Source organism: Aeromonas allosaccharophila (assembly GCF_016026615.1).
Classification (GTDB): Bacteria; Pseudomonadota; Gammaproteobacteria; order Enterobacterales; family Aeromonadaceae; genus Aeromonas; species Aeromonas allosaccharophila.
The window spans coordinates 1632405-1644408 of sequence record NZ_CP065745.1; the positions used below are offsets into that span (position 1 = coordinate 1632405).

A 12004-nucleotide genomic window follows, 5' to 3' on the forward strand; every position below is an offset into this window, starting at 1 on the left:
CCGGGGTGTGGCCTAGACGGCGACACCCGCCAGAATGTCGGCGACAGTGTAAAACGAACCAAACACAATGACCATATCGTCCGGACTCGATGCGGCCAACGCAGCCTGATAAGCGGCACTGACATCATCAAACGCCCTGGCTGGCCCCTTGCCTTCCCCCAGTGCCGCAGCCAGCTGCTCGGCAGTGGCGGCGCGCGGGCCGGTGAGACTGGCCAGATACCACTCGCCAATCAGACCATCGAGTTCGGCAAGCGATCCTGCCATGTCCTTGTCTTTGAGCATGCCGACTACGGCGCGGCGCACGCCTGCGCAGGGCATTTTACGCAGCTGGGCCGCCAGATAGGCCGCCGAATGGGGATTGTGGGCCACATCGACGATCACCTGCGGCGCACTTTGCAGTTGCTGCATCCGGCCAGCCAGTCGGGCATTGGCCAAGCCGTCACGGATGGCAGACTCCGGCAGCGGCAAGCCGAGGGACTCCAGCGCCGCCAGCACGGTCACGGCGTTCATCAGCGGCAAGGCCGGTTTTGGCAGATCCCGCCACTGGTTGAGGCCCTGATAATCCCAGCTGCTCTCGTGCTCATCGCCACGAAAATCGATACCGACCTGACGCAGGTTGGCACCAATTCGCGCTGCTTCGCTGGCGATGGTCGCTGGCGGATTGGGCTCGCCGCTGATGGCGGGTTTACCGGCGCGATACACGCCAGCCTTCTCCACCGCGACCGCTTCGCGGGTATCACCCAGCCAGTCGCAGTGATCGAGGGCAATAGAGGTGATCATCGCCACATCGGACTCCACCACATTGGTGGCATCGAGCCGACCGCCCAGCCCCACTTCCAGCAGCAGCACATCGGGCGCGGCGCGGCAGAAGAGCCACAAGCCGGCCAGGGTCGCGAACTCGAAGAAGGTAAGGGCAATCTCGCCGCGAGCAGCTTCCACCTCGGCAAAGGCGGCGCAGTGATCGCTGTCGGGCAGCTCTTGCCCGTTGACCCGCACCCGCTCGGTAAAGCGCAGCAGATGGGGCGAGGAGTAGACACCGACCTTATAGCCTGCGGCCATCAGAATGCTGGCCGCCATGGCACAGCTGGAGCCCTTGCCGTTAGTGCCCGCCACCGTGATCACCTTGAACGGCAGTTGGGTAAGCCCCATACGCCGGGCGACGGCACCGACCCGATCCAGACCCATGTCGATATTGACCGGGTGGATCTGCTCCAAATAAGAAAGCCAGTCGACAAGCGACCGGCTTTGGGATTGTTGCATGTTTGAACTCATCTTCACTCTTCGATGACGTGAGTATTCAGCATTTTGGCGAGCAGGCTGGCCAGACGGTTACGCATTTCGCGGCGATCGATGATGATATCGATGGCACCCTTTTCCAGCAGGAACTCGGAGCGCTGGAAGCCTTCCGGCAGTTTCTCGCGCACGGTCTGCTCGATAACGCGCGGGCCGGCAAAGCCGATCAGCGCCTTGGGCTCGCCCACGTTGATGTCACCCAGCATCGCCAGACTGGCGGAGACGCCACCCATGGTGGGGTCGGTCAGCACGGAGATATAGGGCAGGCCCGCCTTGGTGAGTCTGTCCAGCGCCGCACTGGTCTTGGCCATCTGCATCAGGGAGAACAGCGCTTCCTGCATGCGAGCACCACCAGAGGCGGAGAAGCAGACCAGACCGCGACCTTCCTTGATGCACTCCTCGACGGCACGCACGAAGCGGGCACCGACCACGGAGGCCATGGAGCCACCCATGAAGGAGAATTCGAACGAACAGGCGACAACCGGCACCCCTTTGAGGGTCCCTTTCATCACCACCAGCGCATCTTTCTCTGCCGTATCTTTCTGGGCGGCAGACAAACGATCCTTGTAGCGCTTGGAATCCTTGAATTTCAGTACATCCTGCGGCTCCAGCTCGGCACCGATCTCGGTACGACCCTGCTCATCGAGGAAGCTCTCGAGACGGGCGCGGGCGCTGATACGCATATGATGATCACACTTGGGGCACACTTCGAGGTTGCGCTCCAACTCTGCCCGGTAGAGCACCTGTTCACAAGCACTGCACTTGGTCCACACCCCTTCCGGAATGTTGTGACGACGGGGCGCAGTGATCTTGCTCTTGGGAAGAATCTTCTCAAGCCAGCTCATGGAATTCCTTAATGCTTTTGTGCCTGACAAAACGCATCGAGCCTAGATTGTTCAATGACTTACTAGCTCGATGGCAACAAATGACGGGTCATTAAACCACAATTTTTCGGGCGCAGTTACTAAAAACTGGTCGTACCCGGTGCCGAGTCCGGCAACCACAGCGGGCCGAGCGGCAACTGCGGCAGAGCAAACTCGGCCGGGTAATCGACGTCGACCAGATAGAGGCCACCGGCCTTGGCGGTCGGCCCGGCCAGATTGCGATCCTTGGCAGCCAGCACCTCGGCAATCCACTCCACCGGTTTGAGCCCCTGCCCCACCAGCAGCAGGGAGCCGGTGATGTTGCGCACCATGTGGTGCAGGAAGGCGTTGGCCTTGATGTCGAGCACGATGTAGGGGCCGGAACGGCTGACGCACAGATGGGTCACATTGCGCCACGGGGTGTTGGATTGGCAGGCGACGGCACGGAAGGTGCTGAAGTCATGCTCCCCCAGCAGGCTCTGGCCCGCCCGGTGCATCAGCTCGGCATCGATGGTCTCGTGATAGTGACTGACGCCACTGCCGAGGATCGCCGGCCGGTAGTTGTGGTTGTAGATGACATAGCGGTAGCGACGGGCGGTGGCGCTGAAGCGAGCGTGGAAGCTATCGTCCACCTGCTTGACCCAGCGCACGGCGATATCCGGCGGCAGGTTGGAATTGAGCCCCAGGGTCCAGGCGCCCTCGGCGCGGTTCGCCTCGGTATCGAAGTGGATCACCTGGCCGGTCGCATGGACACCGGCATCGGTGCGTCCGGCACACTGGATGGAGACAGGGTGGTTGGCAATCCGGCTCAGAGCCGTCTCCAGTTCAGCCTGCACGCTGATCACTTCACGCTGACGCTGCCAGCCGAAATACCGGCTGCCGTCATATTCAATACCTAGGGCAATTCGCATGGATAAACTTGTCTTGTTGTGAAAACGCAGTGAAAGAAACGGGGCGGATTATACGCGCTCAGCCCGAAAAGTCCCACCACGCGCGCAATTGGCCTGGATGGTCAGCCTGCATGGCCACCCTCACCCCATCGCAACTCGCCAAAAGAAGAGGGCAGCCACTGGCTGCCCTCGTTTTGCTGATCCCGTGATGGGAATTGATTTAGCCCAACCGCTTGAGCAACTTCTCTGCTTCGGCGCGCTGGTGATCGCTGCCCTGCTCTGCCGCCTCTTGCAGCAGCTCGCGAGCGCTATCCTTGTCATCGATCTCGAGGTAGGCACGGGCCAGATCCAGCTTGGCACCCACACCGCCGTCGTCGGCATCCACATCAAACCCGGTGGATTCCGGCAGCACCTCGGGGAAGCCATCGAGCCCCACATCCAGCGAGAAGCCCTGATAAGGCTCCTGCTCAGTGGTGCTGGCATCGGCCTCGGCCAGCAGCTTGTCGATCTCGACGTAGCCGCTCTCCTGCGCTTGCTCACGGGGCTGCACATCGGCCGGATGAGATTCCACCTCGGCGAACGCATCTTCGAAATCGGAGAGCGCCAGCTCGTTGGGATCCCACTCCAGATCCAGCTCGGCTTCCTTCGCCTTGGCTGGCTCAAGACCGAGCTCAGCCAGCATCGCATCGGCACTCTCGTCGGCGCCGTCTTCGGCACTGAGATCAATGGCGTTGTCATCTTTGCCAGCGGCGGGCTCGTCGAAGGCATTTTCGAACTCGCCGAGATCGAAGCTGGCCAGATCGTCGTCAGCGGCGCCGACTTCGTCAATGGAATTCAAATCGGGCTCGAGGTCGGCAGAGAGATCCGCATCCAGCTCGGCAAACAGGGCGGCCTGCAGTTCCTCTTCGCTCATGACTTCATCAGCGGCCTTGGGCTTGGGATTGAACTCGCTGGCCAGATCCATGGCGGGTTCGTTGGCCAGGGCGATCGGCTCATCCAGCGAGAGATCGAGATCCGGCACCAGATCCGGGTCACGACTGGCTGGCTGGGCCGCCATCCGCTCCGGCTCGAAGCCTTGCAGATCCATCTCACCGTCGTCGCTGAACACCAGATCCAGTTCCGGCTTGTCCGGTTCAACCGGCATGAAGCCATCGGGGGTGTTGAGATCCGGCACCGGGCGCACCGGCTCATTGTCGGTCACATCGACGCTCAGCAGATCATCAAATTCGCTCTGCTCCTGATCCATCATCATCGCAGTGGATTCGGAGAGGCTCTTCTCCTGCTCTTCCAGCTCGCGACGGGCACGGGCCCGCAGCCAGAGGGTCACCAGTGCCAGCACCAGCAGCACCGGCAGCAAGATGATCATGGCGAGGTTGAGCGGTGAGGCGAGCAGATCCATCAGCCAATTTTGCTTGGGCTCGGGCGCAGCGACCACCGGAGGAACCGGCTGGGCCTTGAGCTCGGCAATCTCTTTTTGCAGCGCAGTCTGATCCTGCAGCTGGGCCTTGAGGGTCTCCACCTCTTCGGTCAGCGATTGCAGGCGCAGCTTGAGCCTGTGGTTCATTTCGGTCACCTGACCGAGCTGGGCATTGGCATCTTCCAGTGCCAGCGCCATCTCGGTGGCCGGTTTGCCCACCGGTTTATCCAGATCTGAAGGCAGAGGCGCCGGTGTGGTGCCTTCTGCGGCGCTCGGTACAGGTGCGGGAGCCACCGCCTCTTTCGGCGCGGGCTCGCTCACCTTGGCCACTTCTTTGGTTTCAGCCGCCTGTTGCGGTGCCACAACAGGCGCAGGAATGGGTGCGGCTTTCGCCACCGGCAGCGGTGCCGGAGCGGCTTTCACCGGCTCGGACTTGGCCGCCTCAACCTTCGCCGGTTTGACAGCAACCGGTTTGGCCGTGTGGGCCTGCTTATTGGCCAGATATTTGGGGCTCAGCCCTTTCCAGCTGGCGTTGTCGCTGCGGAATTTGGCGCGGGCCTGGGCATCGGTGATGACGCTCGCCTCGGCCACGGTCGGCAGCAAAATGCGGGAGCCCACCAGAATGTGGTTGATATTGCCATCGGCAAAACTGCGGGGATTTTTCTCGTAGATCGCCACCATGGTCTGGTAGACGCTGACACTCGTAGAGGGGCGATATTTGCTCGCCAGACTCCAGAGGGTATCGGTCGGACGAACAGGGCCATAGCTACCGGCATTGGCCGTGACCTGACGCACCACCGGCTCGGCGGTTGCGCGCACCGGCTGCGCCACGGGTCTGGCGACCGGTTGCGCCAGCGGCTGGGAATTGACGGCGGGAGGTGCAGGTTCGTCAGGGCCTTTTAGCTCGACAAAAAAAGGCTCCCGCGCCGAGTCTTCAGCCTGGACGGTGCCCAGCAGACCCAATGCGAGTAGCGTTGCCAATGTTATGCGGGAATGTCCCATATTCGTTCCTTCGTATGACGGCCCTATCGCATTGAAAAATCTGGATAGTTACCCCAAAACAGTCGGTTCAATATAAATCAGGCTCGCCTAGCAAGCCAGCAGTCCGACACATTTAGCACCCAACTTGACTCTGAGTGTAGGAAAAAACTTAATCAGTTGATATCGCAACAGAATCTTGAAGTGGCGGAGTGCGGCATGGGTCACACCCCGCAGTGCTCACCGGCCGGATGCGCAGCACTCCCTGCTGCGCATCGGTGGCATCGTCCCGCTTTACAGATAGTCGCGAACCAGCAGCTCGGCAATCTGTACACTGTTGGTTGCCGCGCCCTTACGAACGTTATCGGCCACGATCCACATATTGATACCACTCGGATGAGAAATATCCTGGCGCACCCGACCGACCAGCACCTCATCCTTGCCTGTTGCGTCACGCACCGGGGTCGGATAATCCCCTTCGTCATCAAACAGGGTTACGCCCGGCGCATTGCGCAACAGATCCTTGACCTGTTCGGCATCGAGCGGCTGGTGCAGTTCGACGTGTACCGCCTCGGCGTGGCCGTAGAAGACCGGCACCCGCACACAGGTGGGGTTCACGGCAATGGTGGCATCGCCCAGGATCTTCTGGGTTTCCCACACCATCTTCATCTCTTCACGGGTGTAGCCGTTGTCGGTGAAGCTGTCGATCTGCGGGATCAGGTTAAAGGCGATCTGTTGCGGATAGAGGGTCGGTTCCACCGGGCGACCGTTGAGCAGATGAGCGGTCTGGCCCGCCAGCTCGCTGACCCCCTCTTTGCCCGAGCCTGACACGGATTGATAGGTCGCCACGTTGATACGGGCGATCCCCACCTCATCGTGCAACGGCTTCAGAGCCACCAGCATCTGGATGGTGGAGCAGTTGGGGTTGGCGATGATGTTGCGATTGCGAAAATCGGCCAGCGCGTCCGGGTTTACTTCCGGGATCACCAGCGGGATATCTTCGTCATAACGGAAGCAGGAGGTGTTGTCGATGACGATACAGCCGTGCTCGGCAGCAATCGGCGCCCACTTGGCAGAGACCTCGGCACCGGCGGAGAACAGCGCGATCTGCACCTGGCTCCAGTCAAACTCCTCCACATCGAGGATCTCGAGGTTCTTGCCGCCAAAACGCACGGTATCACCGGCGCTACGGCTGGAAGCCAGCGGATAGAGGGTCGCCACCGGAAATTCGCGCTCTTCCAGGATCTCGATCATCGCCTGACCCACGGCGCCGCTGGCACCCAATACCGCTACGTTAAACTGCTGGCTCATTCTGTTCTCCTCTGATAATGCTGCAATGGCACCGGCTGGCGCCATGGTCGGCAGACTCTCGCGCTGCGAGATGACGCTGCCTGATATGGCTGAACCAGCGCAGTAAAATCTGCGCCAGCTCAGTAAAAAATCGGGTCGGTGTGGCCAGTACGGCTCACCCCTTCCGGTTATCTTCCAACAATTTGCCCCCGTTCAGGGGCGTGACAGCGCAAATCCCAACGCGCCCAGCGCCTTGTCGGCAAACTCCCCATCGATCTGCAGGGAGGATAGTTCACGGCGCTCGGGATAGTGTTTGCGCTGCTCGTCAAAGCTGCCGGACAGGCCGAGTCGGGCCCGAAAACGGGCATCATCGCGGCGCACGTCATAAACCAGATGCACCAGCTGCTTGATCAGCGCCTGATCCGGCGCGCGGCCCGGCACCACCGCCTGCACATCGGGGGCAGGCAACAGCCGACTCAAATCCTGACGAGGCTGGAGCCCCAGCTGCAGGCAGAGCGCCTGATAGAGCATCCAGGTGCCGCGCGCCTTCCCCTCCAGGCTGTAACCGGCGATATGAGGGGTGGCAATCTCGGTATGGGGCACCAGCGCTGCCAGTGGCTCGGGCTCCTTCTCCCACACATCCATCACCAGTCGCAATGGCGCATCGCCCAACTGACGCGCCAGCAGGGCCCGGTTATCCCACACCTCGCCTCGGGAGGCATTGATCAGGATCTGCCCGGCAGGACGGGCGGCAATCTGCTCGGCATCCAGCAGATGGTAGGTGGCATCCGGCCCTTCGCGGGTGATGGGTACGTGGAAGCTGACGATATCGGCGCCAAGGGCGGTCTGATAATCGACAAAAACGCCGCTGGGATTATCCCTCGCCTTGGGCGGATCGCAGCGCAGCACCCGCATGCCGAGCGCTTGTGCCTTGCCAGCCACGCACTCGCCGGTATTGCCCGCGCCAATCACCGCCAGCGTCATGGCCGAGAGGTCGAGTTCGTAACGCTCCGCCAACACCAGCAGGGCGGAGAGCACATAGTCCCCCACCGAATACTTGTTGCAACCTGGGGCGCTGAAGAAAGGAATATTGCGGCTCGCCAGCAGTGCCTTGTCCACATGGTCGGTGCCGATGGTGGCGGTGCCGACAAACCCGAGTTTCGGGCTGGTCGCCAGCAAATCGCCGTTGACGCGGGTGACCGAGCGCACCAGCAGCACATCGGCATCCAGCAGATCGCGGGCCTGCATCTGCCGTCCGGGCAAGGGGATCACCTCGCCAAATTCGGCAAACAGCTCCACGGCATGGGGCATATTCTCATCAACGACTATCTTCATCGGGCTCTCTTTGGTCACAACCGCCACGGGGGCGCCATTCTAGCGCAAAGCCGCCCGAGATTTCAGCCTGTGATGCAATCCGGCGCGAAAGGGGGCCACATTGCGCGGCGACCGCCCCATCCGCCCATTCAAACAGAGGATGTCGCCACAAATGTGTAAGCAGAGGTAACAAACTGACTGCTCGGCTTTGTCCGGGCATGTCACGGTGGCACAATGCCCCTCTTTTTCGCGATCGCCCATACCCACCATGCCGCAACACGCCCCGTCGCTCCCAGCGTCAACCGCCTCACTCACCCGCAGTCAGGTGCTCGGATTCAGTGCCCTGTTGATCCTGCCCCTGCTGCTACTCGCCACGCTGCCCTGGCAACCGTTTCTGACCGGCTCGCTGCAAGCTGGCTGGCTATGGTGGTCATACGCCCTCACCCGCATGGTCGATATTCCCGGGATTGGAGTCAGTGGCGCCCTCTTGCTGCTGCTGAGCCGCTACAAACTGAAACTGGAGTGGGCCCCCTTCATTGCGCTGGGGTGTGCACTGGCGGCCCTGCTTGCCAGCGACTGGGTGCTCAAGAGCCTGATCAAGCACCTGACCGAGGAGCCCAGACCCTACCTGCTCTGGCTGGAGAGTCAGGCGCTGATCCCGGCCATCAAGAGCTTCTACGCCAGTAGCGTCGAGGTACGCAGCGAACAGGTTCACGCCGCCAGCCAGTTGCTGGCACTGCCCGAGTGGCTCGGCCACCACTGGCAAAAGGAGGTGAATTACGCCTTCCCCTCTGGCCACAGCATCGCCGCCATCAGCCTGGCCCAGTTTTTCGGCCTCATCTGGCTGGCCCGCGCGCCCACGGGCGTCTGGCTGCTACCGCTGTGGGCGCTGGGGATTGGCCTGTCGCGCATGGTGATGGGGATGCACTGGCCGATGGATGTGCTGACCAGCGCCCTGCTGGGCACTGTCACGGCGCTGATCGCCGCCCGCTGGTGGCTGCACAGATATTGAATCCAGCACCACTTGCACAGGCTTCCTGCGTGGGATGGGAGGACAAGCCTGTGCTTTTTTGCCATAATGCCGCCTCATTTTATCCCGACCGAGATCCCATGACCGACGCAGTTCATACCCTCAAGGGCCGTTTCCGTGGTTTTTACCCCGTCGTCATCGATGTTGAAACAGCCGGGTTCAATGCCAAGACCGATGCTTTGCTCGAAATCGCGGCTTACACCCTGAAAATGGATGAGCAGGGCTGGCTCGTTCCCGACCAAGTGTTCCACTTTCATGTCGAGCCCTTCGAAGGGGCCAACCTGGAAAAGGCCGCACTGGAGTTCACCGGCATCGATCCTTACAACCCGTTGCGTGGCGCTGTCTCGGAAAAAGAGGCACTGACCGAGATCTTCAAGGGGATCCGCAAGGGGATGAAGGAGCAGGATTGCGGCCGCGCCATCATAGTGGCCCACAACGCCACCTTCGATCACGGCTTCGTGATGGCCGCCGCCGAGCGCGCTGGCCTCAAGCGCAATCCGTTCCACCCATTTGCCACCTTCGACACCGCCGCCCTCTCCGGGCTGGCGCTGGGGCAGACCGTGCTGGCCAAAGCGTGCCAGAGCGCCCGCATCCCGTTTGACAATAAAGAGGCGCACTCTGCCCTCTATGACACCGAGCGCACCACCGAGCTGTTTTGTCATATCGTCAACCGCTGGAAGAGCATGGGGGGCTGGCCGCCTGCTCATCTGGATGACGACACGCCGGATACCCCTGCCGACGATGACGGGCAGGCATAAACGGATGAAGGCTGCCACAGGCAGCCTTCGTTTTTTTCGGCGGCGTGATTGATCGCTCTGCGCACAAGAACGCACTATCAACCCTTGTATGCGCTGTGCACGGAGACAAACCGGCCACAAACCCTCATGTTGATCAACCTTGTGCCAGATGCTGCTGCGATATGAGGGGGTTGACTGATTTTTTTCTCGACATTTGTCACATTTTTCGCAAACTAACTCCCCTTCACATGACAGACAGCAATAACAAACTATAAGGAAATCAAATGAATCCAGTTGTTATCGCAGTCGGGCTGATGCTGGTGCTCAGTCTGCTGCGGATCAATGTGGTGGTCTCGCTGGCGCTGGGGGCCATTGCTGGCGGCCTGGTCGGCGGGCTGTCGTTGACCGATACCCTCACCACCTTCAGCGGTGGCCTGGGCGGTGGCGCCGAGATTGCCCTCTCCTACGCCATGCTGGGCGCCTTTGCGGTTGCCATCTCCCGGTCCGGGATCACCGACCTGCTGGCCCGCAAGGTGATCAGCCAGTTGGGCAAGGATGCCAGCTCGACCCGCATCATGTGGGTCAAGACCCTGCTGCTCTGTTCCGTGCTGGCCGTGGCCATCTCGTCCCAGAACCTGATCCCGGTTCATATCGCCTTTATTCCCATCCTGATCCCGCCGCTGCTGCATGTGATGGCGCAGATGCAGATCGACCGTCGTCAGGTGGCTTGTGTCATCACCTTTGGCCTGACCGCCACCTATATGGTGCTGCCGGTCGGCTTTGGTGGCATCTTCCTGAACAACATTCTGGCCAAGAATCTGATCGATAACGGCGTGCCCATCACCACCAGCCAGATCCCGCTGGCGATGGCCATTCCGGTCGCCGGTATGTTGCTGGGCCTGCTGATCGCAGTGTTCATCAGCTATCGCAAACCGCGCCAGTACGATCTCGCCAAGATCCTGGATGCGGAGCCTGAGACCGTTGAACTCAATCTCACCCACATCTGGGTCGCCCTGCTGGCCATTGGCGTGGCACTGGGGCTGCAACTGATGACCAACAGCATCGTGCTGGGTGCGCTGGCCGGTTTTGTCATCTTTACCTGCGGTGGCGTCATCAAATTTCGCGAAAGCCAGGATGCCTTCACCCAGGGGGTGCGCATGATGTCGCTGATCGGCTTCATCATGATCTCCGCCGCCGGCTTTGCTGCCGTGATGAAGGCAACCCACGGTGTCGATACGCTGGTTCAGGTGGTCGCTTCCGGCATCGGCCAGAACAAGGGCATCGCCGCCTTCCTGATGCTGCTGGTAGGCCTGCTGATCACCATGGGGATCGGTTCTTCCTTCTCCACCGTGCCCATCATCGCCACCATCTATGTGCCACTCTGCCTGCAGCTGGGCTTCTCACCGATGGCGATCATCGCACTGGTTGGTACCGCTGGCGCGCTGGGGGATGCGGGTTCACCGGCCTCCGACTCCACTCTGGGCCCCACCTCCGGCCTCAACGCCGATGGCCAGCACGACCATATCTGGGACAGCGTGGTGCCCACCTTTATTCACTACAACATCCCGCTGGTGATCTTCGGCTGGATTGCCGCCATGGTGCTCTGATAGCCCCGCAGGCAGCGACCAGTACACTTCACCATGTACAACAAGAAGGCGACCTGATGGTCGCCTTCTTCATTGACGCCAACCGATTCTCCCGCTCGACATGAATAGTGGCCGCCAGCCAGATAGGCCTTCTGAGCGACCACCTCACCACCACCGCTTCCGACCGCCGAAGTCACCGGGCGCAATGCTGTCTGTCTCCGTGCAACCATCCACCCAAGCGCACACGTCCCAACGCCTGACCTTGAGGTCATAAAGAGTGCGCGTCTCCCCAGGTGCGCTCCAGTGGATTGCACAACGATGCGCTGCACTGTCGCAGTACTATCGGTTCGCTCAACGCTTGCCAATACAGAGAAACGGCTGCCCGCTCTGCCTTATGGCAGCACGGCGGATGACACCAGACCACATCACAACCGCCTGTCGAGTAGAAAAGGCGTTCTCTCTCCCCGGCATCCAGTTATCAAGTAGCGGCCATCATGCGCTAACCCATGTAACACCTTATGCCACCCTGGCGTTCAGCAAGAACACAGGGCAAAACCGCAGGCACAAAAAAAGGCCGCTCAATGAGCGGCCTTTTTCATAACGGGG

At 60.9% G+C, this 12004-nt stretch carries 9 protein-coding genes; 3 read left to right on the top strand and 6 right to left on the bottom strand.

Features of this window, described 5'->3' with window-relative positions:
* Window positions 1-12: 12 nt before the first annotated feature.
* The 6 genes from folC to I6G90_RS07310 form a co-directional block, all read right to left on the bottom strand.
* Window positions 13-1272 (bottom strand): bifunctional tetrahydrofolate synthase/dihydrofolate synthase, encoded by a 1260-nt coding sequence (gene folC, locus I6G90_RS07285; RefSeq protein ID WP_197930480.1) that lies wholly within the window; start codon window positions 1270-1272, stop codon window positions 13-15.
* Between the two features lie 2 nt (window positions 1273-1274).
* Entirely contained in the window at window positions 1275-2138 is an 864-nt protein-coding gene (gene accD, locus I6G90_RS07290) for an acetyl-CoA carboxylase, carboxyltransferase subunit beta (RefSeq protein WP_042657645.1), read from the bottom strand.
* A 119-nt stretch (window positions 2139-2257) separates the two neighbouring features.
* A complete protein-coding gene (gene truA / locus I6G90_RS07295; protein ID WP_197930482.1) occupies window positions 2258-3067 on the bottom strand; it encodes a tRNA pseudouridine(38-40) synthase TruA in 810 nt (269 codons plus the stop codon).
* A gap of 199 nt (window positions 3068-3266) precedes the next feature.
* Window positions 3267-5465, bottom strand: a complete 2199-nt coding sequence (locus tag I6G90_RS07300) for a FimV/HubP family polar landmark protein (RefSeq protein WP_197930484.1) — start codon at window positions 5463-5465, stop codon at window positions 3267-3269.
* Window positions 5466-5735: 270 nt separating this feature from the next.
* Window positions 5736-6752: an aspartate-semialdehyde dehydrogenase gene (locus I6G90_RS07305; protein WP_197930486.1), complete on the bottom strand. Its 1017-nt coding sequence runs from the start codon at window positions 6750-6752 to the stop codon at window positions 5736-5738.
* 192 nt (window positions 6753-6944) lie between these two features.
* Window positions 6945-8066, bottom strand: a complete 1122-nt coding sequence (locus I6G90_RS07310; protein WP_197930488.1) for a 4-phosphoerythronate dehydrogenase — start codon at window positions 8064-8066, stop codon at window positions 6945-6947.
* A 247-nt stretch (window positions 8067-8313) separates the two neighbouring features.
* On the opposite strand from I6G90_RS07310, the gene I6G90_RS07315 reads away from it, so the two are divergent.
* The 3 genes from I6G90_RS07315 to I6G90_RS07325 all read left to right on the top strand — a co-directional run bounded on the left by I6G90_RS07315 (window position 8314) and on the right by I6G90_RS07325 (window position 11419).
* On the top strand, window positions 8314-9057 hold the full coding sequence (locus tag I6G90_RS07315) for a phosphatase PAP2 family protein (RefSeq protein ID WP_075113057.1): 744 nt from the start codon (window positions 8314-8316) through the stop codon (window positions 9055-9057).
* Between the two features lie 98 nt (window positions 9058-9155).
* Window positions 9156-9833, top strand: coding sequence for a ribonuclease T (gene rnt / locus I6G90_RS07320; protein WP_197930490.1), 678 nt, complete (start codon window positions 9156-9158; stop codon window positions 9831-9833).
* Window positions 9834-10096: 263 nt separating this feature from the next.
* Complete coding sequence (locus tag I6G90_RS07325) at window positions 10097-11419, top strand: Na+/H+ antiporter family protein (RefSeq protein WP_042657651.1); 1323 nt, start codon at window positions 10097-10099, stop codon at window positions 11417-11419.
* Window positions 11420-12004 lie beyond the last annotated feature (585 nt).